Source organism: bacterium (assembly GCA_021157605.1).
Taxonomy (GTDB): domain Bacteria; phylum Patescibacteriota; class UBA1384; order JAGGWG01; family JAGGWG01; genus JAGGWG01.
Genome location: JAGGWG010000013.1, coordinates 1 through 25,014, shown reverse-complemented (window position 1 = coordinate 25,014; position 25,014 = coordinate 1). Strand labels below are relative to the sequence as shown.

The 25,014-nt window shown below is 36.7% G+C and carries 22 protein-coding genes and 8 tRNA genes; 19 read left to right on the top strand and 11 right to left on the bottom strand.

Annotated elements, in window-relative coordinates; translation table 11 throughout:
* Positions 1-373 precede the first annotated feature (373 nt).
* From J7K05_02000 to J7K05_01985, 4 genes are all read right to left on the bottom strand, one after another.
* Positions 374-450: transfer RNA gene (locus J7K05_02000), tRNA-Pro, on the bottom strand.
* Between the two features lie 10 nt (positions 451-460).
* Positions 461-531: transfer RNA gene (locus J7K05_01995), tRNA-Gly, on the bottom strand.
* 13 nt (positions 532-544) lie between these two features.
* Positions 545-618 (bottom strand) — tRNA-Arg (locus J7K05_01990).
* Positions 619-651: 33 nt separating this feature from the next.
* Positions 652-723, bottom strand: a tRNA-Thr gene (locus J7K05_01985).
* A 240-nt stretch (positions 724-963) separates the two neighbouring features.
* Between J7K05_01985 and J7K05_01980 the strand changes: the two genes are divergently transcribed.
* On the top strand, positions 964-1,458 hold the full coding sequence (locus J7K05_01980; protein ID MCD6194942.1) for a hypothetical protein: 495 nt from the start codon (positions 964-966) through the stop codon (positions 1,456-1,458).
* Positions 1,459-1,504: 46 nt separating this feature from the next.
* Positions 1,505-2,155 (top strand): class I SAM-dependent methyltransferase, encoded by a 651-nt coding sequence (locus J7K05_01975; GenBank protein MCD6194941.1) that lies wholly within the window; start codon positions 1,505-1,507, stop codon positions 2,153-2,155.
* A 23-nt stretch (positions 2,156-2,178) separates the two neighbouring features.
* On the opposite strand, the gene mnmA is transcribed toward J7K05_01975, so the two are convergent.
* From mnmA to J7K05_01955, 4 genes are read right to left on the bottom strand one after another with little or no spacing between them, the layout of a single operon-like run.
* Positions 2,179-3,270, bottom strand: coding sequence for a tRNA 2-thiouridine(34) synthase MnmA (gene mnmA / locus J7K05_01970; GenBank protein MCD6194940.1), 1,092 nt, complete (start codon positions 3,268-3,270; stop codon positions 2,179-2,181).
* A 15-nt stretch (positions 3,271-3,285) separates the two neighbouring features.
* The gene (locus J7K05_01965; GenBank protein MCD6194939.1) at positions 3,286-3,783 is read right to left on the bottom strand and encodes an iron-sulfur cluster assembly scaffold protein; all 498 of its coding nucleotides are present in this window, start codon (positions 3,781-3,783) and stop codon (positions 3,286-3,288) included.
* Positions 3,776-4,930: a cysteine desulfurase gene (locus J7K05_01960; GenBank protein MCD6194938.1), complete on the bottom strand. Its 1,155-nt coding sequence runs from the start codon at positions 4,928-4,930 to the stop codon at positions 3,776-3,778. The genes J7K05_01965 and J7K05_01960 overlap by 8 nt, the downstream gene beginning before the upstream one ends.
* 8 nt (positions 4,931-4,938) lie before the next feature.
* Complete coding sequence (locus J7K05_01955; GenBank protein ID MCD6194937.1) at positions 4,939-5,331, bottom strand: Rrf2 family transcriptional regulator; 393 nt, start codon at positions 5,329-5,331, stop codon at positions 4,939-4,941.
* Positions 5,332-5,569: 238 nt separating this feature from the next.
* On the opposite strand from J7K05_01955, the gene J7K05_01950 reads away from it, so the two are divergent.
* The 10 genes from J7K05_01950 (at position 5,570) to J7K05_01905 (ending at position 12,209) form a co-directional block, all read left to right on the top strand.
* Positions 5,570-6,157 (top strand): rubrerythrin family protein, encoded by a 588-nt coding sequence (locus J7K05_01950; protein ID MCD6194936.1) that lies wholly within the window; start codon positions 5,570-5,572, stop codon positions 6,155-6,157.
* 65 nt (positions 6,158-6,222) lie between these two features.
* A tRNA-Ala gene (locus J7K05_01945) sits at positions 6,223-6,295 on the top strand.
* Between the two features lie 6 nt (positions 6,296-6,301).
* A tRNA-Arg gene (locus tag J7K05_01940) sits at positions 6,302-6,375 on the top strand.
* A gap of 65 nt (positions 6,376-6,440) precedes the next feature.
* Complete coding sequence (locus tag J7K05_01935; protein MCD6194935.1) at positions 6,441-8,726, top strand: DUF4091 domain-containing protein; 2,286 nt, start codon at positions 6,441-6,443, stop codon at positions 8,724-8,726.
* A 64-nt stretch (positions 8,727-8,790) separates the two neighbouring features.
* The gene (locus tag J7K05_01930) at positions 8,791-9,039 is read left to right on the top strand and encodes a DUF4405 domain-containing protein (GenBank protein MCD6194934.1); all 249 of its coding nucleotides are present in this window, start codon (positions 8,791-8,793) and stop codon (positions 9,037-9,039) included.
* A 415-nt stretch (positions 9,040-9,454) separates the two neighbouring features.
* Positions 9,455-10,075 carry a threonylcarbamoyl-AMP synthase gene (locus tag J7K05_01925; protein MCD6194933.1) on the top strand — a complete coding sequence of 207 codons (621 nt, stop codon included), beginning with the start codon at positions 9,455-9,457 and terminating at the stop codon, positions 10,073-10,075.
* A 53-nt stretch (positions 10,076-10,128) separates the two neighbouring features.
* Positions 10,129-10,213: transfer RNA gene (locus J7K05_01920), tRNA-Leu, on the top strand.
* Between the two features lie 48 nt (positions 10,214-10,261).
* Positions 10,262-10,336: transfer RNA gene (locus J7K05_01915), tRNA-Val, on the top strand.
* 493 nt (positions 10,337-10,829) lie between these two features.
* On the top strand, positions 10,830-11,384 hold the full coding sequence (locus J7K05_01910) for a thymidine kinase (protein MCD6194932.1): 555 nt from the start codon (positions 10,830-10,832) through the stop codon (positions 11,382-11,384).
* A 60-nt stretch (positions 11,385-11,444) separates the two neighbouring features.
* On the top strand, positions 11,445-12,209 hold the full coding sequence (locus J7K05_01905) for a sortase (GenBank protein MCD6194931.1): 765 nt from the start codon (positions 11,445-11,447) through the stop codon (positions 12,207-12,209).
* On the opposite strand, the gene J7K05_01900 is transcribed toward J7K05_01905, so the two are convergent.
* A complete protein-coding gene (locus J7K05_01900; protein MCD6194930.1) occupies positions 12,199-13,527 on the bottom strand; it encodes a PEGA domain-containing protein in 1,329 nt (442 codons plus the stop codon). The two genes, J7K05_01905 and J7K05_01900, sit on opposite strands and share 11 nt — an antisense overlap.
* A 122-nt stretch (positions 13,528-13,649) precedes the next feature.
* Between J7K05_01900 and J7K05_01895 the strand changes: the two genes are divergently transcribed.
* From J7K05_01895 to nusA, 5 genes are all read left to right on the top strand, one after another.
* Positions 13,650-14,657, top strand: coding sequence for a rod shape-determining protein (locus tag J7K05_01895; GenBank protein ID MCD6194929.1), 1,008 nt, complete (start codon positions 13,650-13,652; stop codon positions 14,655-14,657).
* Positions 14,658-14,665: 8 nt separating this feature from the next.
* Positions 14,666-15,952, top strand: a complete 1,287-nt coding sequence (locus J7K05_01890) for an O-antigen ligase family protein (protein MCD6194928.1) — start codon at positions 14,666-14,668, stop codon at positions 15,950-15,952.
* Entirely contained in the window at positions 15,949-17,079 is a 1,131-nt protein-coding gene (locus J7K05_01885; GenBank protein MCD6194927.1) for a glycosyltransferase, read from the top strand. Before J7K05_01890 ends, J7K05_01885 begins: the two co-directional genes overlap by 4 nt.
* Positions 17,080-17,134: 55 nt before the next feature.
* Positions 17,135-18,010: a WecB/TagA/CpsF family glycosyltransferase gene (locus J7K05_01880; GenBank protein MCD6194926.1), complete on the top strand. Its 876-nt coding sequence runs from the start codon at positions 17,135-17,137 to the stop codon at positions 18,008-18,010.
* 101 nt (positions 18,011-18,111) lie between these two features.
* Positions 18,112-19,269, top strand: coding sequence for a transcription termination/antitermination protein NusA (nusA, locus tag J7K05_01875; GenBank protein MCD6194925.1), 1,158 nt, complete (start codon positions 18,112-18,114; stop codon positions 19,267-19,269).
* 8 nt (positions 19,270-19,277) lie between these two features.
* Here nusA and J7K05_01870 read toward each other — a convergent pair whose 3' ends face one another.
* Together J7K05_01870 and J7K05_01865 are read right to left on the bottom strand one after the other, a co-directional pair.
* Entirely contained in the window at positions 19,278-20,303 is a 1,026-nt protein-coding gene (locus J7K05_01870) for a hypothetical protein (protein ID MCD6194924.1), read from the bottom strand.
* 5 nt (positions 20,304-20,308) lie between these two features.
* Positions 20,309-21,622 (bottom strand): fibronectin type III domain-containing protein, encoded by a 1,314-nt coding sequence (locus J7K05_01865; GenBank protein ID MCD6194923.1) that lies wholly within the window; start codon positions 21,620-21,622, stop codon positions 20,309-20,311.
* A gap of 137 nt (positions 21,623-21,759) precedes the next feature.
* On the opposite strand from J7K05_01865, the gene J7K05_01860 reads away from it, so the two are divergent.
* Complete coding sequence (locus tag J7K05_01860) at positions 21,760-24,318, top strand: ATP-dependent Clp protease ATP-binding subunit (GenBank protein ID MCD6194922.1); 2,559 nt, start codon at positions 21,760-21,762, stop codon at positions 24,316-24,318.
* Between the two features lie 8 nt (positions 24,319-24,326).
* Positions 24,327-25,014, top strand: a 688-nt coding sequence (locus J7K05_01855; protein ID MCD6194921.1) for an HD domain-containing protein, incomplete at its 3' end; no start/stop codon positions are given.

Below are 25,014 nucleotides of genomic sequence, written 5' to 3'. Positions count from 1 at the left end.
GTTAGGTGTTGGGTTTTTGTTTTTGTGCCTCAACGAGGTCTAAAAAGGCTCCTTTCGTTTTTTCTTTTTTTAGATTCTATCTCCCAAATCTTCTTTCTCGTTTTTGATATTTCAAGATTGCCTTGTCAAACTTTTTAAAAAATCAGTTTTTTCTTTTTTGCCCGCCTGCTCTGTCCGCCGAAGGCGGACTGGGGGTGGGAAGCGGCTCGTCCTTGCGTCAGCAAGGAAGCAAAGCCCGAAAAATTGTTTCCTTAATTAAAAGAATTTTCTGCGCGCGCCCATTAAAAGAAAAAGGAATTTTTGCGGGCTTTGCCTGTCCCGCAGTGAGCGGAGCGAGCCTTCCTTCTCGTCTGAAAACTCGCAAAGTTGCATCTGGTCGGGGTGGCGGGACTCGAACCCGCAACCCCCGGCTCCCAAAGCCGGTGCGCTATCCAGTTGCGCCACACCCCGTTTTTGAATTTGCGGGTGGGGGGAATTGAACCCCCGTCTTGGGCTTGGAAGGCCCACGTTCTACCGTTGAACTACACCCGCATTTTTTAGTTTTTGCCCCCTGAGGGACTCGAACCCCCAGCCTCGTGGTCCGAAGCCACGCGCTCTAGCCAATTGAGCTAAGGGGGCAGAAAAGTTTAAAATTTAGAGTTTTTTGCTTTTAGCCGATGACGGGATTTGAACCCGTGACCTCACCCTTACCAAGGGTGCGCTCTACCCCTGAGCTACATCGGCTTCAAATCTTTTGTCTCGGTAATTTTAAAATAAAACGCCTTCTTCTTCAAGGACGTTTTAGATTTTTACCTAAATAGCTGTTGTCTATTTTGAGGACGAAATACTTTACTTAACTTAATAATTAAATTCCAACGTTCTTAAGAATATTGGAATAAAATTTTGCCAAAGATCAAATAAGGCAGTAGCCATTTTTGAAGATTAAAAGCTGTGATAAAATAAAAAGGTAAAATAAGTATAAATATGACGACAAAAATTCCTTTAGGCATTTTTCATTCCAAGTTAGTATTGTGGGTGTTGGGACTGGTTATTTTGGGTTTGGCTATTGGAATAGGTATATACTATTGGCCTTTTCAAGCTAAGAAAGATTGGAAGACTATTTCCGGCTGTATTGAAATTAAAGGCAAGGAGATTAATTTCCAGTTTTTAAGCAAAAAAGAGTGGGAAGAAGTGGGAGTAAATATGGGTTGCGGTAAACTTTATCCAGATTCCCAATCCTGGGGACTAAAAAGCCAAAAGGTGGGTGAGCAAACTTTAGATATCGCTTTAATCTCTGTATTAGCCGAGAGTTCAAAACCAAGTGATTATAATCACAATTCTTTTGCTTATTTTGCTGTTTCTGGTCAGCCGGATAGCTACGTTGTTTTGCAGAGAGTAACAGCTGATATAAAGGGGCAGAGTTTTGGCATCAGTGATTCTGAATGGCAGTATTTAAAGAGGAGTTTTAAGTTTCGTTAATTTCTTTAATTTTAATTAAGTAGCGTTTTAGCGTCTTTTATTTCCTATGGTTGATAGTGTAGGTAAAAGATTTCGCCAGAGGCGTTTTAATCTTTTTTTGCGGCTCGTTTCTCAACTTGATCTTCCTTTGCGTATTTTAGATATAGGAGGAACTCAGCGTTTTTGGGAAGATATGAGATTTAAATCCCAAAAGGGGGTGGAAGTTGTTCTGTTTAATCCTTTTTCGCAGCCAAGCACTTTGCCGAATTTTTCAACAATAGAGGGGGATGCAAGAGATTTGAGTTGCTTTAAAGACAAGGAGTTTGATGTAGTTTTTTCTAATGCTACTTTGGAACACATAGGAAGTTTTTCAGATCAAAAAAAGGTTGCTAATGAGATCCGTCGTGTAGGCAAAAGATATTTTATTCAAGTGCCTTCTTATTGGTTCCCTTTAGAGCCTCACTTTTTACTTCCTGGATTTCAGTTTTTGCCTAAAAGGATTCAGAAAATCTTAGTTTCCAATTTTTCGTTAGGAAGATTTTCAAAAAGTTCTTCTTTAAAAGAAGCAGAAGAGATTATCAACTCAATACGGTTGCTTAAATTCTCAGAAATGCGCTTGCTTTTTCCAGAAGCAAAAATTTTAGTAGAACGTTTTCTTTTTTGGCCAAAATCATATCTTGCCTGTTTTGGCTGGCCAGAAAATGAAATTCATTGGTAAAAATTAAGATCTGTTTTTAAACCTTAGGAGGATTTTATAATTCTCCCTCCGCCTAAACAAATATTATCCTGATAAAAAACAGCGAACTGGCCCGGAGTTACAGCCCTTTGAGGTTTAATAAATTCAATTTTTAGTTTTTTGTTTTTTTCAGGATAAAGTAAAGCTTCAGCTAAAGGCTGGGTATATCGAGTTTTTACCTCAACCTTTATTTTTTTCGAAGGTGAAGGAATGCTGACAAAATTGAAAGGAGAAAGCCAAGCAATCTTTGAATAGAGCGATTTTTTATTTTTAGTGACCACTAAATTGTTATTACTCATATCTTTTTCTTTAACATAAAAAGGTCCACCTGAAAGCCCTAGTCCTTGTCTTTGGCCTATAGTATAGAGAGTTAGCCCCTTGTGCTTACCCAATTTCTTTCCTTTTTCGTCTACAATAAATCCTGGTTTAGGCTTGATTTCTTTTTTTATAAATTCTCCCAGAGATTTTTGTGCCACAAAACAAAAATCCTGACTCTGGGGTTTTTTAAGAACCTTGTTTAATCCTTTGCTTTTAGCTAAGACAAAGACTTCTTTTTTAAGGTAGTTTCCTAGAGGAAAAACAGTATATTTTAACCATTCAGCTGGCAGAAAACTTAAAGTATAAGTTTGGTCCTTTGTTTTGTCCTTAGCCTTAAGTAGTTGGTATCTTTTTAAGCGCTTGTTGAATTTTATTCTTGCGTAATGACCAGTGGCTACATATTTAATTCCCATTTTTTTAGCGAACGCAAAAAGTTGTTTAAATTTAAAAACAGGGTTACAGATTATACAGGGGTTAGGTGTTCGCCCAGCTTTTAGTTCAGAAACAAAGTATTTTATTACCTGTTTTTGGAATTCTTTTTTGGTGTCCAAAATATAAAAAGGAGCCTTGATTTTTTCACAGATTTCAGCTGTGATTTTGAGAGATTCTTTAGTGCAACAGATGTTTTCTCTTAACAGATTTGCTTTGTTTTGCCAAACAGGAAGTTTTAAGGAGACTCCAATTGGTTCCCACCCTTGTTCTTTGAGCAATATCAGACTCATAGCAGAGTCAATACCGCCTGACATTCCGACAACAATTTTTCCTTTTTGTTTAATCATAGAAAATTATTTAAGCTATTGTTTGTATTTTTGAGCCAAACTCTTTTGTTTTTCTTGGATAATAAGATGTTTGCGTTGTAAGGCACGAGGAATAGGCTTTTTGCTTTTTTCTAAATAATTATAAATTGCTTCGCTTAATGCATCTAGGGCCAAGAAAGAGCAGTGAAGTTTGTTTAAAGGCAGGGAGCCAGTCTGATCAATAATGTCTTGGGTTGAGATTTTAATTGCTTGTTTTAGGGTTTTTCCTTTGGCAATCTCAGCTATGGCACTTGAAGTAGCAATGGCGGCTACACAGCCGTAAGTTTGCACTTTTATATCTTTAATAATCTCTTCGCCTTTTTTGGTTTTTTTTATTTTGAGATAAAGATACATAACGTCCCCGCAAATTGGATTTCCTACTTGGGCTTTTCCGTCAGCGTTTTTGATTTTGCCAATGTGTTTTGGTTTTTTGAGGAATTTTAAAATTTTATCCGAGTAAAACTGATTTGAGGTGATTTTTTTCTTTTTAGGCATAAGGTGAAATCTTTCTTAGTTTTTGAACTATTTTCTTAAGGACACTGACTGTGTATTTAATGTCTTCTTCTGAATTTTGTCTCCCTAGACTGAGTCGTAGTGAGCCATGAGCCTGAACAGGGCTGAGCCCGCAAGCTAAAAGTACTGAAGAGGGTTTAAGATTTTTGCTAGAACAAGCAGAGCCTGTAGAAGCGGCGATGCCGTATTGGTCTAGCATCATAATTAAAGATTCTCCTTCTATATGGTCAAAATAAAAGCTGGCTATATGAGGAAGTCGGTTCTTTTTTGGCCCAGTGAGATGTGATCCGCGAATATTCTTAAGGATCTTCTCAATAAGTTTATCCCTTAGCTGAGAGATTCTTTTGAGTTCTTCTTTTTGTGTTTTTTGGCAGATTTTGATTGCTTCAGCAAAACCCACAATTGCCGTTACATTAACTGTAGAAGCTCTTAAGCCAAACTCATGTCCTCCACCATGGAGCAGAGGCTCAATTTTTACTCCCTGCTTAACGTAAAGTAAGCCAGCCCCTTTTGGCCCGTAGACTTTGTGAGAAGAGGCGGTGAGCAGATCAAAACCTTGTTTAGTGCTGAGAGGGATTCTGCCAAAGGATTGAGCCGCATCAGTGTGGAACAATATTTTGTACTTGCGGCAGATTTTGGCAATTGTTTTTATTTTCTGAATACTCCCGATTTCGTTATTGCCGTGGATAACTGACACTAAAATTGTGTCAGGTTGAATCATTTTTTCAAGTTTGTCTAATTTTATAAATCCCTCTTTGTCTACAGGTATTTCTTCTACAGCAAAACCTTGTTTTTTAAGCCAAAAGGCAGCTTGCTGAACAGAGTCATGCTCTATGGCAGAGATAAGAATTCGCTGTCCTTTTTCTTTATTGGCTAAAGCCACACCTTTAAGAGCAAGATTATTGCTTTCAGTGGCTGAACTGGTAAAAATAATTTCGTTAGGCTTTGCTTTTAAGAATAAGGCAATAGTTTGGCGGGCTTCTTCTAAGGCTCTTCGGGCAGAAACCCCTTGTTGGTGCAAAGAAGAAGTGTTGCCGAAATTTTCAGTGAAATAAGGAAGAATTTTTTTGAGTACTTTTTTGTCTGTTGGAGTGGTGGCAGCGTAATCAAGATAAATTTTATTTTTCATAAATAATTTTAACTTGAAAGAAGTTTTTTAAGAGTAGTTTGAGAAAGGGAGTGTAGAATTTCTGATTTTACTTTTAGCCAGATTTTTCTTGAGAGGCATTTTTTCTCTTTTTGACAGAAAACATTTTCACAAGGAAGTCGCACTGATTTTTGTTCTAAAGCCTCAATAATTTTATTAAGAGGCATATTTAAGGTTTTTGTTTTGATTTTAAAGCCTCCAAATTTGCCTCTTTTGGCTTTGACTAACCCGTGATTTTTTAATTTGAGGAGTATTTTTTCCAAATAGGCTTGGGGTATTCCTTCGCTTTCAGCGATTTCTTTAGTGGAACAAAATGTTTTTTTGGAAGCTAAATATACTAAAGCTCTCAAGCCATAGCGGAGTTGAGTAGAAAGTTTGAGCATTATTTTTGGTTTATTTAGAGGTTTAATTATGACTAAAATAGTCAGGTTTAAAATACTAGAACAGAGAAGACTTTTTGTCAAATCTTGTCTCTAATATCTTATATTTTTTATTCTGATGTTCTCAAAAATGTAAGAATGTTTTTGGAGTGTTTTTATTGATAAAAAGGTGGTATTGTTTTAGAATTTATAAGAGAAGACAAAAATAAAGCAAGGGAAAAAATAAAAATTAATTAAAACTATGAAGGAAACAATTAAAAATTTGGCTGTTGCTTTTGTCGGCGAATCGCAGGCTCGGAATCGTTATTTCCGCTATTCTAAAATTGCTAAAGAAGAAGGTTATGAACAGATTGCCGGAGTGTTCGCTGAAACTGCAGAGCAGGAAAAAGAACATGCATCTTGGATGTTCAAATTAATTAATGAGTTAAAAAGACAGTGCAAAATAAAAAAAGACGTTGTTTTAGAAGTTCCTACTGAAGTGCCTACTGTTTTAGGCAAAACCCAAGATAATTTAGAGGCAGCTATTTCTGGCGAACACTATGAATACAGCAAAATGTATCCAGATTTTGCCAAAGTGGCTGAAAAGGAGGGCTTGAAGGAGATAGCTAAACGTTTACGAGCTATTGCTGAAGCGGAAAAGCATCATGAGGACCGCTACAAAAGATTGCTTAAAGAATTTAAAAATAAGTCAATTTTTAGAAAAAAACGGCCAGTGGAATGGGTTTGTCGGGAGTGCGGCTACAGACATATTGGTAAACAGCCGCCTTTAGTTTGTCCTTCTTGCAGTCATCCAAGAGCCTATTTCCAAGTGAGGTGCGAGAAGTATTAGACTTTAAGAGAGTTGGTTTTTAAAAATCCTGCTTACTTTTACTTTAGGTTGGAGATAAAAAAGAGGGGCCCATAGCTCAATTGGTAGAGCGCCGCTGTCGCATAGCGGAGGTTGCGGGTTCAAATCCCGCTGGGTCCAGATAATGGCCCTGTAGCTCAATTGGCTAGAGCGCCACCGTCCTAAGGTGGGCGTTGCCGGTTCGAGTCCGGCCAGGGCCTAAATTTTTTTAGCAAAATTTATTTTATAAGTTTTATCCTTTTTGTCTGCTATAATGACAGTAGAGATGTTTTTATTAACAAAGAAGAAAATTTTCTTCGTTGTTTTTTTGCTTATAGTTTTGGTCACTTCTTTTGTTTTTATTTATTACCTTAAGCCTGATATTTTTGCTGATTTAACTACTCCTTCTGGATATGTTATTTTTTCTAAATCTTCATTTAATTATGTTTTATCTGAGACAAAGCCAGAAGAAAGTGAAATTATCCCTCCAGGGGGTGAGCTCTCTATTTTTGCTGCTAAGGGTGAGATTGAGCCATTAACTTTTTCTATTCGTTCAAACTATCATTTAGGTGAAAGCCGTATAGAGATTACAGATTTAGATTCTTTGTATGGCAAGGGCCGTATTAGTAAAGATAACGTAGAGTTGTATAACATTAAGCTTTGGCTTCAGTGTAAAGGTGATAATAAACATTGCGACACAGATCCCCAAGCTGCAGAGGTACCAGAGCTTTTACTTAAAGATAATGAACAGGATTTAATCTCTGCTGAGCCGGGGTGGGTAAACGGGGAATACCAGCCGCCGAGTCTTAATCCTGATTTTCGTGTCAATATCAAGGCTAACCACTCCCATACTTTTTATTTGAGAATTAAAGTGCCCCAAGACACTAACGCTGGCACCTATGTTGGTACTGTAAAGTTTGTGCCCCAAAAGGGTGAGGAGAGGTTTTTTCAACTTAAATTGACAGTTTTGCCTTTTATTTTGCCTGAACCGGATAAAGATTTTTTGGTTTACTTTAATCAACAGATAGGTGAAGGTGGGGAAAGGAAATTAAGCCCAGAACTTTATTCAAAGTATTTAGACGTATTTAAAGAGTCTGGTTTAACTAGTATCATTTCCTATGATGCTAACTCAGCGGAGTTGGTTACTGATTTAATGAAAAAAAAGGGATTTAAGGGATCTTTTATTCAGATCAAAATTGGTTCTCTTGAAATAGACGATATCCGTCAAATTGCTCAGATAGTTCGCCATAATGGTTTTGTGCCTTATTTTTATACCTATGATGAACCCCAGCAATCTAAGGAGAGAATGAAAGCTCATTTATCTCGGCTTAAATTAATCCATGATGTGGGTGAGAAAGCAACTACAGCAATAAAAAGAGAATGTGTAGAGGCTATGCTTGATCCAAGCTTCCCAATTTATCAGGATTTAACTGAAGAAGGGATTTCAGCACCCCAAAAGCTTGATTTAAATATTTACGGGGCTTCAGCAGGAGAATCTTCAGGTTGCAACCGTTATGGAGAAGATAAGTATCAAAGTTTTGCGACTTATTTGCAAAAGTTAAAGCAGGGGGAAGCAACAAAAACGGCTGATAAAGAGTATTACTACTATCAAATTTGGGGAGAAAATACTGTGGTTAATCGCATAAAAACAGGTTTCTTTTTGTATAACAGCAGTTTAGATGGGATAGCAGCCTATGGAGTTCAATCTTATTACCGCAACAAACAAGGGGCAAAGCAGTATGACGATTTTGATGCACCGAGAAAAAATATCAATTCTTTATATCCTTCTTCTCAGGGACCGGTTTTGACTTTGCAATGGGAGGCATTTAGAGAAGGGATAGATGACTATCGTTATTTGAAAAAATATAAAGATTTGTTAAATGATTTAAGGGGTAAAGATTTAGCGCAGTATAGAGAACTGGCAGAAGAGCTAAAGGAAAAAATGTCAGTGTATTTTTTCTATGCTGCTAATGGAGAGCATCCTTGGGAATTGCCTGATTCTTTTCACCAAGAAGTCAGGACTTATATCAAAGATAAGATCTTATTAGTCAACAAGATGCTTAATCCAGAAATAATTTTGCCTTCGCCAGTAAAAGAATCCCCTTATTCCCCCCCAAATAATACAGAAAATAACAATCAGAAAAAAGATGTTGCTAGTGATTCAGGTTTCCAATCAGACTCTCGGACTAACTCAAAAGAGAACTCAGAAATAGCTTTTAAAGAGTCAATTAATGATCTAAGTTTTTTGACTCCCAGACAAACAAGTCAGCCATCAGCAAGAGATGATAACGAAAAAGAAATAGAAAACAGCGGTAATCAACAAGGCAGCGCTGAAAGTAGTAATTTGTCAGGGTCCGAAACAGAAGGGTTAGCTGGAAACTCAGATTTTAGCACTCAGCAACAAAGTCAAGACGACACTAGTCAAAAAATAGGTAGCTTGTTAGAAGAGCCGAGTAGTGAAAACAGAGAAGCTACTTATTGGTTGGCTTTTGTTTTTATTGCTTTAGCGGTGGTAATTAGTATTGCTTTTAGTTTGTGGTGGCTAAAAGATAGAAACAAGGAAGATAGCTAATAAAGTTTGTTTAGAAAAGCTATTGGTTTATAATGACAACATAAAAAATAATTTTTAAAATCTTATGAAAATAAAAATCGTTAAATTAATATTAGATGTTGGCATGCTGCTTTCCGGGTTAGTTAGTTTTTGGTCAGGGGTAATTTTATGGCTGTTTTTGCCTTCAGGTAAAAGATCTGGATTGGTTTTGTTTTGGAATTTAACTAAATATCAGTGGGAGTTTTTACACCTTTATTTTAGCCTCTTTTTCCTTGCTTTGATTGTTTTTCATTTTCTTTTGAATTGGAAAGTATTTAAGAGCTATTTTAAATAGGTTGCCAAAAAGAAACCCCCAAGAAACTATACTTGGGGATGGTGATGGCTGGCAAGCAGGACGGGAAATCCCTCCCTGCTTGCCATGGGCGTGGATGGGATGTGGATTGGAGGGTATGTTTTTATTTAAGCAAAGTTTTAAATTTTGTCAATAGTTTCTTTAAAAGAAACCCCCGAGTGATTAAACTCGGGGGATTATCGCTCCTGCCGGTTTTCTCCCTTTTATGCCGCCGGCTATTACGGAAATGGGGAGACACCGACAGGAGAGAGGAGTGCCGCCCGAGCAAAGGGAAGGAACCAGGCCTTGTCCGGGCGGCTGGCAAACATGACGAGGTCATGTTCGCCTTTTTTACAATACTAAATTTTTTTATATTGTCAATAGTTGTGGTATTAGGAAGTTGGGTTAATATAAGGAAATGGAAGTTTTGAAATTTGATCCAAAACTTAGCTCAAAAAACTTTAAAGATATTATTGTTAGAGCAGTAGAGATTTTAAAAAGAGGCGGGGTTTTGGTTTATCCTACAGATACTTGTTATGGTTTGGGAACAAAGGCTAATTCAGACAAAGCCATTAGTTATTTAAAGAGGTTTAAGGGGAGAGGGGAAACTAAGCCTTTTTCTGTAATTGTTCCTTCTTTAAAGTGGATTTTTAAACGCATAGATAATCTTAATAAAGAACGCAAAGAGTTTGTTTTAGAACACTTGCCTGGGCCATATACTTTTATAGTTAAAATTAAACCTAAATATTGTAAGGAGATAAAATTTGTTTTAAAAGACCAAAAATTAGGTTTTCGTTATCCTGATAATAGATTCTGCCAGCTTTTAGCTGAAAAATTAGGTTTTCCTTTTACTACTACCAGTGCTAATATTTCTGGTGGTTCTCCAGCTTACTCTTTATCAGAATTTAAAAATTATCTAAAATATCGTCCAAAAAGCCTTTGGCCTGATCTGTTTATAGATGTAGGGGAACTGAACAGAACAAAACCTTCTAAGATTATTGATTTAAGCGTTTATCCTTTTAGGGTTTTGCGTGATTAATACTGGAAAAAAGCAGTAAAAGATGCTAAAAATATAGGAGGTTGTATTAATTTGCCCGGGTGGCGGAATTGGTAGACGCGCACGACTCAAAATCGTGAGGGCCTTGCGCCCGTGAGGGTTCGACTCCCTCCCCGGGCATTAAGAGTAATGCCTATTAGAAGTGAGAAGCCTAGAAATAAAAAAGAGGGGCGGTTAGCTCAATGGTAGAGCGTCTGCTTCACGCGCAGAAGGTTAGAGGTTCAAATCCTCTACCGCCCACCAGGGTATTTCACTTTCACGAGTTTTGCTGGCTAAAGGTACAGCAAACAAGATAAAGAATAACAGGTCTCCACACTATCCGTAGTGCACCCTTTTTGTGCAGTAGTGCTTTTTGAAGAGTTAAAGGAAGAAGAAGTCGTTTTTGCGAGGTAATTTTGAGAAAATATTAGATTCAAATTTTTTTCAATGCTCATTAATATTGACAAAATAGTATTAATTTGATATAATCAAAAAGTTCTTTGAAAGTTCTTTGAAAAGGGGTGAAACAGATGAGGATTATATTAATGTTGTTGGGAGTGATAGGCATACTTTTACCTCTATTTCTTTCTTCCCCATTATCCCCTTTAATGGGGATAATGGGAGTGTTCTACCTCTTACTGGGAGTAGTAGCGAAAGGGGGGTAAATCCCCCCCTTTTTTTATTTAAAAAATGTAGATATTGAGTTTTTGTTATAATTATCTTTGTTGTGTCAGAGCTAATCCTTATTCTCGGGCCAATGAAAAGCGGGAAGTCTTATGAGTTGATTAGTTATTTTGCTCCGCTTCGCTACAGCAAGGTGCGTTTTGGCTTATACCAGTCAGCTAAAAATGTAAGAGATTTTGCAGTTCAATCCCGCAACGGAGTTTTATTAAAAGCTAAAAAAGTTAAGAGTTTTTTTGATATTCATAAAGATGCCTGCGCCCGAAATTTAGAAGTAGTAGGGGTTGATGAGGTTCATATGTTTTCTCCCAGAGGAGTGGCAGCGGTTGCAGAGATGTTAAATTCAGGGATAAAAGTTTGGGTTTCTGGTTTAGACAAAGATTACCGCGGTCGCCTCTTTCCAGTAGTGCAAAAACTTTTGGAATTGGGGCCTAGTGAAATAAAACTGAAAAAATCTGTTTGCGAAATTTGCAAAAAACCGGAAGCTGTTTTTACCCAAATATTAAAAGGTAAAAAGCCAATTTTTAGCGGTTTGCCTTCTATTGTTCCTGAAAACGGAACTTATAAGTATCGCCCGGTTTGCCGAAAGTGTTTTGAAAAGACAAAGAAAGAGATGGGAATTTCTGGTTAGTTTTAAGTTTATAAAGCAAGCCTCTTTTTTCTTATTCTTCTTTTCGCTACACTATAAACAATGAAGTGGCCTAAATTTAGTTTTTTTAAAATCGTTTTTATTTTTGTTCTTGTTTTTATTTTTGTTTATCTGGTTGTTAATGCTCCAGCGCTTTTTCATAAAGTCAGGTATTGGTATATTTCCAAATTCCAAAACAAACCTTGGCCTGAAAGTTATCAGGTTATGCCAGTAAATCTGCAGAATAATTTAGGTTATATACTAAGTCCTCAGAAATCTCCAGAAGAAATTCAAAGATTGGAAAAAGATAGATCAGACAACAACGAGATTCAATTGGAGAATAACTTTCTTTATATCCCTAAATTAGGTATAAAAGCCCCTGTAATTTGGGAAGTGGAAGAGGCAAACGCTCTTTCTGCTTTAGAAAATGGGGTTGTGCATTTGGCTGGAACCGGCTTGCCGGGAACTGATGGCAATATTTTTATTACTGGTCACTCTTCCTATTATTGGTGGTCAAAAGGAAAATATAAGACTATTTTTGCTCTTTTGCCCAATATAGATATTAAAGATCAGATTTACCTCACTTTTCAAAACAGGCTTTATACTTATGAGACAACAGAAAAATTAGTAGTTTGGCCCAAAGATACGTGGGTAATGGACAAATTATCTTATCCAGCGCTTACTTTAATGACTTGCGTGCCTGTAGGTACAAATCTTAAACGTTTGATTGTTAGAGCTAAACAGATTTCGCCTTCTTTAGAAAAAGAAAAACCCAAACCCCAACCCGAACTTAGACCCACTCCTGATCTTTTGCCTCCTATTTTCTAAAAGTTTGCAAAACTTTTTGCCATAGAGAACTAGCCTCGGTAATTTTGCTTTTAATGGCAGAGTTATTGGTAATGATTAATATCTCTTTCTCACTGCTGGCTTCTGTTTGGACAATTTTTTGGGAGTTGGAAAAAACTTTAAATTCCTGCTTAGTCTCTAGCTCTAATATCTTGATTGAGTGAGCATACTGAAGAATTAAGTGTTCGGGAGAGAAAAAGTTAATCTGAAGCGGGGCATCAAAATAGCGATTGATAAATTGGGTTTGTTCATTTTTAAAAATATAAATATCTCCTTCAGCATTAAGCCAAGCAAGCAAATTATCTTTTTCAGTTAAACTTTTTATATCCTTTCCCAACCAATAAAGTTTTTTGTTTTGCAGAACAAAATAGCCTTTCTGATTATACAAACATACAGTTTGGGAGATGTTTTCAAAATTACAAAAAGATAAAGAAGCTATCTCTATTGGGGCTAGAGAATCATTGGTAACAGAAAGGGTTTTTTCTGCTAATGCTTCTGTGGTTAAGCCTTTAAGCAAAAACTTTCCTTTTTTTGTTATAACCCAAAGTTTATTTTGTTTAAGGTCAAAATCTTTAATATCTGAATAAAGTTTTTCTGTTTTTTGTTCTTTTGCCAACCAGAGCTCGTTTTTTTGGTTTAAGAAATAAATTTCTCCTTTATTGGAGATTAACCATTTTTTAATTGTTGTCTTTGGTTTAGAGATGATGCTTTTTTTGCTGCCATTAAACATGATCCACTCTTTTTCTGTTTCATTTACCAAATAGTCAGAGGAGGACGAGAAAACAACCTTATTACCTTTTAAAAAAGTGATTTTCTCAGCTGTTGCTTCAGAGTTTATATCCTGCAGAAAAATAGCGTTTTTCTTTTGATAAAGGATCTTGCTTTTTTTAGTAGCCAAAAGCTTGTCAAATTTTACTGAAGTGGTTGTTTCAGGTTTCTGGTAAAAAAGCGCTGGTGAAATCTCAATTAGAGAATACGGCTCTATATTGATGTTGGCTGACCACTCGTAAAACTCATCTTTTTTTAGGGAGAAATGATAATTTCCCGGGGTAATGCCAGGAAGAGTTAATTTTGTTTCTCCTATCTTTTTTCCTTCCAAATAAATTTCTGCTCCTTGGGGTCTGGAGTTGATATAAGCCACGCTAACTAAAACTATTTTTTTATTTTTAAAGTCATATCTATAACCAAGAGAATAGAGCACTAGCAATGTGCCTAAAACTGAAGCAAGCAGAACAAAAACAATCCAAAACAAGAGGAGTTTTTTTAAAAAAGAATTTTTGGCAGTTTCGTGATCACTCATTAAAGCAAGGTTAATTATAAGTTAAAATATATTATCCGACAAGATTGCAAAGAGTTTGTTTTTGAGTTATTTTAGCTGTAAGGTTTTGTTGGTGAAAGCAGGAAGAAAAAATAAGAAAGAAAATGATTGCTAAACGCTTGGCTATTGACTTAGGAACTTGGAGCACTTTAATTGCTGTCCCGGGGAAAGGCGTAGTTATTAATGAACCCTCTGTGGTAGCGGTTTCAGCGGATACGGAAAAGATTTTAGCAGTAGGTAAGGCAGCTGAAGATATGTTGGGCAAAACCCCTGAATCTATCATAGCTGTTAACCCTATTAGAGATGGTGTTATAGCTAGTTATAAGACTACTGAAGGGATGTTGCGTTATTTTTTTGATAAAATTGCCGGTTTTTTCTCTTTTGTTAGGCCTGAAGTGATGATTGCTGTTCCGGCCGGGATCACCTCTACTGAAAGGCGGGCAGTAATTGATGCGGCTATTTCAGCGGGCGCGAAACAGGCTTATGTTATTAAGGAACCGGTAGCCGCAGCTTTAGGTGCTGAAATTCCCATAGGTGTACCTTCGGGTCACCTTATTATTGATATTGGGGGTGGCACAACTGAAGTAGCGGTTATTTCTTTAGGTGATATTGTGGTGGCAGAAAGTGTGAGAATTGGGGGAGAAAAGATAGATGAAGCTATTGTTAACTATGTTAGAAAGAAATATAAGTTGATTATTGGGCCTAAAACTGCAGAGAGAATGAAGATGAAAATTGGGGCCGCCCTTCCTTTACGCAAAGAAAAAACAATGGAGATATCAGGATCAAATGCTGTTTCTAATTTGCCAGAAACTATTGTGGTAGGATCAAACGATGTGGCTGCTGCTGTAGAAGAAGTTTGGCAGCAAATAATTCAAACAGTAAAATCAGTTTTACAAAAAACCCCTCCAGAGTTGTCTGCTGATGTTATTGACAAAGGTATGGTGATGACTGGGGGAGGATCAATGTTGAGACGAGCAGACGAGCTGCTTTCAAAAATTACCGGGATTCCTTGTCAGGTAGCTGAAAATCCTCTTTATTCAGTAGCTAAAGGAACTTTGATGGCTTTAGAACGTTTAGATGATTTTAAGGAAAAAGTCTTGTGGCTTAAATAAAAAAAGAGATGTGGCAAGTAATTAGCTGGAGTGTTTTAGGATTAAGTGTTGTTTTCGGTTTCCTCTTTCGTCGTCAAGCCTTCTATTTGCTTTTAATATTTATTCCTTTTTATGCTTTTTTAATAACCTATCTCGGTTTTTTATTAGGAGTCAGCTCCCAAGATATGGAGCCTGTTCGTTTACTCAAAGAGGGGTTGGTTTTGGGTATCTTTTTTTCTCTTCTTTGGTATTGGCTTTTTAGGGGCAAAAAAGTAAAATTTCTTTTATCAGATGTATTGATAGGCGCCTATCTTATTTTTCTTTTGGTGATAGCTTTTGCTCACCATTCTTCTTTTAGGGAGGCTCTTTTTGGTTTGCGTTATAATTTTTTCTTTTACTTTTACTACTTTGTTTTTCGTCTTTTTTTCACTTTTTTCCCTGCGGAAAAGGAACGAGGTGTAAAAACCATTTTTATTACCGCTATTTTGGTTTTTGCTTTTGCCGTGTTGCAGTTTTTTGTTTTGCCTAAAGATTTCCTTTGTCAATTTGGGTACATTCGTGAAGCAATGTCAAACTTTGACGCTTCTTTGCCTTTGCCAGCTATTCATTGGTTAGGGAATTCTAATATTGCGCGGGTACAGTCATTTTTTGCTGGACCTAATCAATTAGCAAGTTTTTGTCTGATAGTTCTGTTTTTAGCTTTGGGAGGTGGGACAAGGTCCAAATATCTTAATTGGGTGGCGGCTTCTCTTTCCTTGTTGGTTTTGGGCCTTACTTTTTCCCGATCAGCTTGGCTAGGGGGAATAATTGGTTTGTCTTTGTTTGTTTTTTTGATTGCTCGGACTAACATTAAATTAAAAGCAGGTATTTTAGGCTTTGGTATTGGTGTTTTAGCCGTATTGGCTTATGTTTTTAAGGCACGTTTTTATGAGATATTTATCCGTCCTTCTTCTTCTGCTTGGCATTGGGTTTCTTTAAGGGATGCTTGGCATAGTTTTTTGTCAACACCTTGGGGTATTGGTTTAGGCAAAGTAGGACCGGCTTCCCAGTGGCTAAAAAATGCTTTTATATCTGAAAACTACTATTTGCAGATCGGGTTGGAAACAGGATGGTTGGGGTTGGTTTTCTTTCTTTTACCAGTTTTAGTTTTGCTTTGGGAATTTTGGCAGAAACAAAGCTTAAAAACTAAAGCAGTGTTTTGTCTTTTTCTTTCCTTGTTGGTCAGCTCTTTCTTTTTACATACTTTAGCTGATGGTGTCTTAGCTATTTATTTAGGTTTGAGTTTAGCTTGGGCACAAACTAACATAGAGCAATGAGAGTTGCAGTAGTCCATGAATATCTGACTGCTTTTGGAGGAGCAGAAAGGGTGCTAATGGATATTTTAGACGTTTTTCCCCAAGCTGACCTTTATGTTTTAACTTATTCTTCCAAAAAATTGCCTGTATGGGTGCAAAAACGTCTTTTAAGGCACCGCCTTTTTGTTTCCAATCTTAAAAAAGTTCAGTTTTTTACTCCTTTGGTAAGACTTTGGGCGCCTTATGCAGTGGAGAGTTTTAATTTAGACAATTACGATTTAGTGATTTCTAACTGCAACTCTTATGCTAAGGGGACCTTGACTTCTACCCACACTCTGCATTTAAGTTATATTCACTCACCTACACGCTATCTTTGGGACTATACTCACCCCTATTTAAAAGAACACACCTCAAAGAGATTCTCATTGGCTTTACTGCGAACTATTTTTTGTTTTCAAAGGCGTTGGGATTATTTGGCGGCACAAAGACCAGATGTAGTTTTGGCTAATTCAAAAAATATTAAAAAGCGGATAGAAAAATACTACCAGAGAAAAGCCAATGTTTTGTATCCTTCTATCAGGGTAAAAAAGTATAAAGTGGGAATTTGTAAAAAGGATTATTTTTTAGTGGTATCCCGTCTATCTCCTTATAAAAAAGTTGATTTAGTAGTCAGGGCTTTTAAAAATAAAAATCTAAAACTCAAAATTGTTGGTAAAGGGCAGGAGCTAAAAAGGCTTAAAAAAATGGCTCAGGGCGCCAAAAACATCGAATTTTTAGGTTTTGTTTCTGAAAAAGAGTTGAGAAAACTTTATGCTCAGGCTCTGGCAGTGATCTTTCCTCAAATAGAGGATTTTGGCTTGGTTCCTCTTGAAGCACTAGCCTCAGGAACGCCTGTTATTGCTTATAATAAAGGCGGGGTTTTAGAAACAATTACAGAGCAGACAGGTGTGTTTTTTAATGAACAAACAGAAAAAGCATTAATAAAAGCAATTGATGAGTTTTTAAGCAGAAAAGAGAGTTTTTCGCCTCAAGTTCTGCGTCAGCAAGCAGAAAAATTTGATTTTTCCCATTTTAAAAAGCGTCTTTTAAAAATTGTGAAAATTAACCAAAAACAAAAAATTAAAAAACTGATAAAAAAGAAAAAGTAGTCAGTACAAAAACATTCCAATGTTCTTAAGAATGTTGGAATATAAAAATTAGGTTATGAAAAAGACAGATAAATCAGGAAAAGAAGAAGTGAAAGCAAAGATTAAAAATAAAATGAGTATTTTAAAAGTACCTGTTTTTAAGGTTTCTAAAAAAAATTTCCTTAAAAAGGTAAGATTCACTATCTCTCAAAACCAGCAACTGCAGGCATCCACAGTAAATCCTGAATTTTTAGTAGAAGCCCAAAAAGACAGGGAGTTTTTTAAAATTTTACAACAAACCTTTAATGTTCCCGATGGAGTAGGGGTTCTTTGGGCCGGATATTTTAAAGAAAAAACGAGGAAGGCAAGGGGTTATTTGGGACATTTTAGGCGGATGTTTTGGTTCTTATTTTCTTTAATTTTGGTTCCCTTTTGGCAGAAGATTTTTAATGTTTTCCCAGAAAAAATATCTGGTTCAGATATTTTTTGGGATCTTTTGACTTTAGCAGAAAGAAAAAAATGGCGAGTTTTTCTTTTGGGGGGAGGACGAGGGGTGGCTAAACTCACTGCTCAAAAAATAAAAATTAGGTTTCCGCAATTGAAGGTTGTAGAAGCAACTAGCGGAGGGGTGATTGAGAAATTAAAAACTCCCCACCTAGTTAAAAAAATCCAAATCACTCAACCCCAACTGCTGTTTGTTGCTTTTGGCTCTCCCAAGCAAGAGAAATGGATCGCTTATAACCTCAAAAACTTGCCTAAACCTTTGGTAGCAATCGGCGTAGGGGGGACTTTTGATTTTGTAGCCGGCAAAATTAGAAGGGCACCAAAGATTATGCGCAGTTTAGGATTAGAGTGGTTTTGGCGATTGATACTTGAACCTAAAAAACGCCTTAAGCGAATCTGGATTGCTGTTTTTGTTTTTCCTTGGCTAGTGTTTAAAGATTCAGCTTAAAAAATTTAGGGTTTATATTTTTATTTGACAACTTTTTAGTTCTCTGATATCTTAAAACAGAGGTTGGCGCAAGCCAGCCATTTTTAAAAGTAAAATCAGCTATGGTTAAAATTGAAACATCTGAGTTTTTAGCCGCTATCAAGCAAATTTGTGCTGAAAGAGATTTGCCTGAAGATAGGGTTTTTGAAGTGGTGGAAGCAGCCTTAGCAGCTGCTTATCGCAAAGAGTATCTTTCTGGAGAAGCCAAAGCAGAGGTAGAGTTAGACCAAAAGACTCTAAAACCAAAATTTTACCAAGTTTTTGAAGTGGTAGATGAAGTGAAATTTCCTGAAAGGCAGATTGATCTTAAAGAGGCAAAAAAAATCAAAAAAGACGCCAAAATTGGTGATGAAATCAAGAAGGTTTTGCCTTATAAGGATAGATTTGGCCGTATTGCCGCCCAGACAGCCAAGCAGGTGATTATCCAAAAGATTCGTGAGGTAGAAAAATCAGAAGCTTACAATGAGTATAAAGATAAAGTAGGTAAAGTTATTTATAGTGTAGTTCAACAGGTAGAAGGCAAAAATGTATTAGTAGATCTTGGTAAAGCTATTGCTCTCTTGCCGCCCCAAGAGCAAAATCCTACTGAAGAGTATTATCCGGGTAAAAGAATAAGAGTAGTGGTTTTATCAGTGGAGATAACTCAAAAAGGACCCTCAATTATAGTTTCCAGAGCCTCAGAGTATTTAGTAGAGGCTTTATTCAGGACAGAAGTGCCTGAAATTTCTTCAGGTGTAGTTCAGATTAAAAAGGTTGTCCGGGAAGCTGGCTTTAGAACCAAAATAGCGGTTAAAGCCTCTGAAGAGAGCGTGGATCCAGTTGGTTCTTGCGTAGGTCAACGAGGCACCAGAGTACAAACAGTTCTTAATGAAATTGGCGGTGAGGAAAAGATAGATATTATTCTTTGGGACAAAGATCCCAAAAAGTTCATTACCAATGCCTTATCTCCAGCTAAAGTTAAGGAGATTAAGGTTGATAAAAAGAAAAAACAGGCAGAGGTTTTGGTTGAGCCGGATCAGCTTTCCTTGGCTATTGGCAAACAAGGGAGAAATGTGCGTTTAGCTTCCAAATTAACCGGTTATGAAATCGATGTTTTTGCTTTACAGGATAAAGAAAAAGCAAAAAAGAACAAGAAAAAAGATAAGGAAGCTGAAGAAAAAAAGAAAGAGAAAGAAGCAGAGGAAGAAAAAAGCAAAGCCAAAAAAGAAGAAAAAGAATAATTATAGATTTAAGAAAGGTGTTTTTTAACGATATCTATTACTTCTCCCAAACTTAAAAGTGAACTCCTGTTTTGAGGCGAACCAAAAATAGTGTTTCTTCCACCCCAGTTTCCTTTTAGTTCAAGGCTTTGTTCTTTAGCTTTGTTTTCTTCTGCTTGTTGAAGTTCTTTTAAAGCGCCTTCTAGATCAGCTGGCACGTGTTCATCGTATTTGCAAACAGTAAATTTTTTATAAGTTTCGCCTGTGGGAGACAATTTGCCATCTTCCCCCCGCCCTAAAACAGGCATTTCTGGATTAAAGGCAATCACTACAGGAGCATATTCATAACCTAACTGGGTAGCAAAACGATCTTTAGAGATAACTACTACTAATTTTTGGGGAACGATTTCCATTATTTCACTTGCTTCTCGCGCTTTTTGTTTTTCCTCTTTTACTTTTTCTGCTCTTTGTTTCACTTCTTTTGGATCATATCTTCCTTGTAAAATATCTACAGCCAGCTCAACTTTTTTATCTGTATCCATGTCTCTGTCAAAAGCAATTGAGGAAAGAGCTAAGTAAATTTCTTCATCAGTATCAGTAATATTTTGTAGTTCCCGAAGTCCTAAACGATCTAGGCGGCTTACTAAATGCACTAATTCACGGTTAAGCAAAACTTCGTCTCCTTTTTTCCTGATCGCCAAAACAGCCATTGCAGTTAAGGAGTCTGGATCTAGGCGCACAGTAGCTATTTTTGCTTTTTCAGGTGGGAGTTCTGCATTTAATGCCTGTTCGCAAGCAGAAGGAGTTTCTGTATCAGTGCCTGGACCATGGTGGTCCAAATTTGGCACCCCTTCTTTTAGAAGTTTTGGTTCAGTTATCTCAATACCCAAGTCATAATCAACTTCTTCAGGAGGAGTGCGAGGGTTAATTTCTACAAAGTCATAAGGAAGCATTCCGGGAAATGGAGCTGTTTCTGGTCTTTCTGCAAAGCTTAACTCTTCTTTGCTTTTGTTTTCCTCTGGACTTGGATCAGTAAAAAACTTTGGGGGCACCATAATGCTTACTTAGTTTTTATCTCTATTTTGTTTTTTCTTTTTTTGCGGCGATTGTAAACTACAATAGAAACAGAGCCAGCAATTGCCAACAAGGCAAAAATGATGCCTAAGTAAGTTTTTAGGCGATTGTCTGCAGCTTGTTTTTCTTCTTCAATCTGCGCTAATTTTAAGCCCGGCTGATACTCAAACTTATTGGCTCCAGATACATTACCTGAGCTGTCTTTAGCCTGTAATTTGAAAACATATTCCTGAGAAAGATCAAGTTTATCTGTTTTGTAGGTAGTTTTATCTTTGTTAATTTCCTCTAAAAACAGAATTTTTCCTTCTTTATTTTCTATGGTGAGAATATAAGCGGCTAAATCTTCTTCTGTATTTGCTTCCCAACTGAGCTCAAGCAAATTGCCGTCTTGGTTGACTTTTACTTCTAAGCTTTTGGGTTTTTGCGGAGCAAGGTTGTCAATAGCTTTAGCTTTGGCTGTGCTGGAAGCAGAAGACTCTTTTTCTCCCTTGTAAGCAGTAATTTGGTATTCATACTCTGTATTAGGAGAGACGCTTTCGTCAATATAAACCAAAACATTGTTTTTAGTTGAACCGATCTTTTTAAACTCTTCATCTGATGATTGGCGGCGATAGATATTGTAGCCGTCTATCTCTCCGTCAGGAGCTTGCCAGGTGAGTTTAATTGCTTTTCCTTGGTCATTAGGCACATCCTGAGCTTGAAAGTTTGAAGGGGCGGATATTTCTGAACTTTCAGTTGATGTGTCAGGAGTATTATTAGTGTTTTGGTTTTGGTTTTCATCAGCAGGAGGATTTTCTTCATTTTCGTTAAAACCAAATGTCAAAAAGCCAAAATCTTTATTTAAATCTGCACTAGAATCAATAACAGCATTGCCTTTAGTATAGCTATTGTAGTCTTTGTAGGACCATTCTGTGGTGAATGAGTTTGTGTTTAAACAAAGAGAATACAGGTGGTCAGGATAAACTTTTTTAGCTGTAAAAGGAGCCACATTCCAGCCATCAGTTGTATCAATAGTGGCTGTAGTAGTGGTAATTGTTTCATTAGCAGTAAGATCTTTTACAATTACATTTATCAGTTCGCCTAAGGTGGCTTTTTCAACAAAAAAACCAACTTGATTAAGTCGATTAAGAGTAGGGATGAAAGTTTGGCAGATTTCTTGGTGGGAGCGGATAGCAATAGAGTTATCTGAAGCATCTACTTCATTTGCTTGGTCAAGTTCGCCAACAGCAGCTTTTGTCGGCAAAGGAGAAAAAAAGAAGATTAACCCTAATAATAAGAAAAGAAATAAAACTCTTCGCATAGTGTTTTTAGTTTGTTTTGTTATTTATTCTATTATAGCAGATAATTACGAACCAATAAGTTAATAAGTGGAAAACTTAAACTTTGCTTCCAAGACACCTTGTTTTTGCTTGACAAAGATGGTATATTTGTAAAGCTATGGAAGATTTTGCTTCTCGTTTTTCTAAAGAAGCTAAAGAAGCTTTATTTAAATCTGAAAGGATTGCTCATTCACTAAAAGAACAATTGGGTTCTAATCATTTACTTTTAGCGATCGCGACAATGAAAGAATCTAAAGCTTATGTTGTTTTGGATGAATTAGGCATTTCTTTGTCAGCCTTAAATAGTGTTTTTCAATTTAGCCCCAAAAAAGAAGAGAAAAAAGGTTTGCCTTCGCAGGAAATAAAAGAAATTTTAAAGCAGAGCTTTACTTTGGCTTTTCAGTCTCGTTCAGGAGAAATATCTACTATACATTTACTTTTAGCTACATTACAAAACCGCCAGTTTTCTGCTAATTTGCTCTTGCGTAAAATAGGGGTAGATTTAGAAAAATTAAAAAGAATGTTGTTTCAAAGATTAGAAGAAGAAAAGAATTTTAAAGACACTAATATCCCTGAAGAAGAAAGGGGTGGTTTTTTGGATTCAGGTGAGTTTGGTTTTTTAGATTTTCCTTTTCCCAGTTTTTTCTCTCAAGGATCACCTAAAAGAGCAAAAACAAAATCCAAAACCCCGACTTTAGACCTGTTTGCCACTGATTTAACAAAAAAAGCAAAAAAAGGTGAAATAGATCCTGTTATTGGCCGCGAAAAAGAGATCCAAAGAGTAATCCAAATTTTAAACCGCCGCAAAAAGAACAACCCTGTGCTTATTGGCGAACCGGGCGTAGGTAAAACAGCTATTGTTGAAGGTCTGGCACAAAAAATTACTTTAGGGCAGGTGCCTTTTAGCTTAGCTAATAAAAGAGTGTTAGCCCTTGATCTTGGTCTTTTAGTAGCAGGTACAAAATACAGAGGAGAGTTTGAAAAAAGGATTAAAAAAATCGTTGAAGAGATAAAGAGAGATAAAGATGTTATTCTCTTTATTGACGAAATACACACTGTTGTAGGTGCAGGAGCAGCTGAAGGATCAATAGATGCGGCTAACATTATTAAGCCGCCTTTAGCCAGAGGTGAGCTTCGTCTTATTGGTGCAACCACTTTGGACGAATACCGGAAACACATTGAAAAGGATTCTGCTTTTGAAAGAAGACTGCAGCCGGTTTTAATAGGAGAGCCAACTCCGGCTGAGACTTTAGATATACTTAAAGGTATCAAAGACTACTATGAAAAGTTTCACCGGGTAAAAATAACCCAAGACGCACTTAAGTCAGCGGTAGAGTTTAGCCAAAAGTACATCCATGATCGCTTTTTCCCAGATAAAGCCATTGATCTCATTGACGAAGCAGCTTCAGCTAAAGGGGTGAAAGTGCAGACCGATATCCCTTCACGAAAAATTGCCCGCCTAGAAAAACAGCTTGAAAAAGTGGTAAAACAAAAAGAAAAAGCAGTAAACAGACAGGATTTTGAAAAGGCAGCTCTCTTTAAAGATAAAGAAGAGAAACTCAAGAAGGAGATCGAAGATTTCAAAAAAGGAGCAACAAGCAAAAAGATATTGGGACGAATAACACGTAAAGATATTGCGGTGGTGGTTTCTCAATGGACAGGGATTCCTGTAGGCGAGTTGGCTATTGAAGAAAGGAAAAAATATCAACGTTTAGAGGAGAGAATGAAAAGTAAAATAATTGGTCAAGATCAAGCTATATATGAGGTAGCGCGAGCCATAAAGCGTTCCTCTGCTGGTGTCAGGGCAGAAGACAGGCCTATTGGTTCTTTTATCTTTTTGGGTCCTACAGGAGTAGGCAAAACCGAAACAGCCAAAGTGTTGGCTGAAGTTCTTTTTGGCTCTAAAGACGCCCTAATAAAAATTGATATGTCTGAGTTTATGGAAAAACACAATGTTTCCCGCTTAGTAGGAGCACCTCCCGGATATGTTGGTTATGAAGAAGGTGGTAAACTGACTGAACAGGTCAGGCGGAAACCATATTCAGTTATTCTTTTTGACGAAATAGAAAAAGCCCACTCAGAAGTTTTTAATATGCTACTTCAGGTTTTAGAAGATGGCTACCTTACTGATGCTCAGGGTCGCAAAGTGAGTTTTAAAAATACAGTGATTATTATGACTTCTAACTTAGGGGTAAAGGAGTTAAATCAGGAAGCAGAGATCGGTTTCCGTCTTGTTCAAAAACAAGGAGATAAACAAGGTTTTTTAAAAAGGTTTACAAGCGCCAAAAAGAAAATAATAAAGGAGGTCAAAAGTTTTTTTCCTCCAGAGTTTTTAAACCGTTTAGATAAAATTATAATTTTTAACCCTTTATCCGTAGCAGATGTTAAAGAGATAGTAAAGATCCAACTCAAAGAACTTCAACAAAGACTAAAGCAAAAGAAAATCTTTTTGGAAGCAGATAGTTCTACTCTTCGTTTTTTGGCGAAAAAAGGTTTTGATCCCCATCTGGGAGCAAGACCTATTAGGCGTTTAATTATGCGGGAGATTGAAGATAGAGTTTCAGAAAAGCTTCTTTTTGGGGAAATAAAAGAAGGTGATAAGATAAAAACAACCCTTTCTTCAAATAAAAAGCACCTTACCCTTAATCTTAAAAGAAAAAGTAAACAAAGAATCTGAAAGATTAAATGAAGACCTCTTTTTGGCAAAAGCTGTCTTACATGTCTAAAAAAGACAAGGGGTTTGTCAAAAAAGCTTTTCTGTTTGCCCAAAAAGCACACCAAAACCAGAAAAGAACCTCAGGAGAACTGTACTTTAATCATCCCCTAAGAGTGGCTAAGTATTTAGCTGATTACAAGATGGAAAAAGAAGTTATAGCTGCAGGGCTTTTGCATGATGTCTGCGAAGACACCAAAATTAGTTTAGAAAGAATAAAACAAGAGTTTGGCAAAGAGGTAGCCAATTTAGTAGATGGAGTCTCAGTTATTGGAAGAATTCAAACCAAAGCAAGATTAAATTTCGCTGGCTCGGAAAATGAAAGAAAAAATATTTTGCGTCTGCAAAAATTGATTTTAAGCTCTATTAAAGATATCAGGGTAATTTTTATCCGTTTGCTTGATCGTAAAGACAATCTCAAAACACTAGATGTTTTTCCTGCTGAAAAACAAAAACGCAAAGCGCAAGAAACTCTTTTAATTTATGCTCCTTTAGCGAAAAAAATAGAAATGGGAAAATTAGGGGGAGAACTGGAAGATATGGCTTTCAAATATCTTTATCCAGAAACATACAAACAAGTAAAAAAAGTGAGAGACAAAAATCTGCCCATTGCCCATTCAGCTATCCAGTTATTGGAAAAAACTATTATGAAAGAATTAG

What these genes read in the sequence shown, in the direction of transcription:
- J7K05_01955 (MCD6194937.1), bottom strand. Translation starts at nt 5,331, where the DNA reads ATGCTCAAACTTTCTACTCAACTCCGCTATGGCTTGAGAGCTTTAGTA.
- J7K05_01880 (MCD6194926.1), top strand. Translation starts at nt 17,135, where the DNA reads ATGAAAAAGACAGATAAATCAGGAAAAGAAGAAGTGAAAGCAAAGATT.
- J7K05_01975 (MCD6194941.1), top strand. Translation starts at nt 1,505, where the DNA reads ATGGTTGATAGTGTAGGTAAAAGATTTCGCCAGAGGCGTTTTAATCTT.
- J7K05_01925 (MCD6194933.1), top strand. Translation starts at nt 9,455, where the DNA reads ATGGAAGTTTTGAAATTTGATCCAAAACTTAGCTCAAAAAACTTTAAA.
- J7K05_01860 (MCD6194922.1), top strand. Translation starts at nt 21,760, where the DNA reads ATGGAAGATTTTGCTTCTCGTTTTTCTAAAGAAGCTAAAGAAGCTTTA.
- J7K05_01895 (MCD6194929.1), top strand. Translation starts at nt 13,650, where the DNA reads ATGATTGCTAAACGCTTGGCTATTGACTTAGGAACTTGGAGCACTTTA.
- J7K05_01960 (MCD6194938.1), bottom strand. Translation starts at nt 4,930, where the DNA reads ATGAAAAATAAAATTTATCTTGATTACGCTGCCACCACTCCAACAGAC.
- mnmA (MCD6194940.1), bottom strand. Translation starts at nt 3,270, where the DNA reads ATGATTAAACAAAAAGGAAAAATTGTTGTCGGAATGTCAGGCGGTATT.
- J7K05_01930 (MCD6194934.1), top strand. Translation starts at nt 8,791, where the DNA reads ATGAAAATAAAAATCGTTAAATTAATATTAGATGTTGGCATGCTGCTT.
- J7K05_01900 (MCD6194930.1), bottom strand. Translation starts at nt 13,527, where the DNA reads ATGAGTGATCACGAAACTGCCAAAAATTCTTTTTTAAAAAAACTCCTC.
- J7K05_01980 (MCD6194942.1), top strand. Translation starts at nt 964, where the DNA reads ATGACGACAAAAATTCCTTTAGGCATTTTTCATTCCAAGTTAGTATTG.
- nusA (MCD6194925.1), top strand. Translation starts at nt 18,112, where the DNA reads ATGGTTAAAATTGAAACATCTGAGTTTTTAGCCGCTATCAAGCAAATT.
- J7K05_01910 (MCD6194932.1), top strand. Translation starts at nt 10,830, where the DNA reads ATGAAAAGCGGGAAGTCTTATGAGTTGATTAGTTATTTTGCTCCGCTT.
- J7K05_01935 (MCD6194935.1), top strand. Translation starts at nt 6,441, where the DNA reads ATGTTTTTATTAACAAAGAAGAAAATTTTCTTCGTTGTTTTTTTGCTT.
- J7K05_01905 (MCD6194931.1), top strand. Translation starts at nt 11,445, where the DNA reads ATGAAGTGGCCTAAATTTAGTTTTTTTAAAATCGTTTTTATTTTTGTT.
- J7K05_01885 (MCD6194927.1), top strand. Translation starts at nt 15,949, where the DNA reads ATGAGAGTTGCAGTAGTCCATGAATATCTGACTGCTTTTGGAGGAGCA.
- J7K05_01865 (MCD6194923.1), bottom strand. Translation starts at nt 21,622, where the DNA reads ATGCGAAGAGTTTTATTTCTTTTCTTATTATTAGGGTTAATCTTCTTT.
- J7K05_01870 (MCD6194924.1), bottom strand. Translation starts at nt 20,303, where the DNA reads ATGGTGCCCCCAAAGTTTTTTACTGATCCAAGTCCAGAGGAAAACAAA.
- J7K05_01950 (MCD6194936.1), top strand. Translation starts at nt 5,570, where the DNA reads ATGAAGGAAACAATTAAAAATTTGGCTGTTGCTTTTGTCGGCGAATCG.
- J7K05_01965 (MCD6194939.1), bottom strand. Translation starts at nt 3,783, where the DNA reads ATGCCTAAAAAGAAAAAAATCACCTCAAATCAGTTTTACTCGGATAAA.
- J7K05_01890 (MCD6194928.1), top strand. Translation starts at nt 14,666, where the DNA reads ATGTGGCAAGTAATTAGCTGGAGTGTTTTAGGATTAAGTGTTGTTTTC.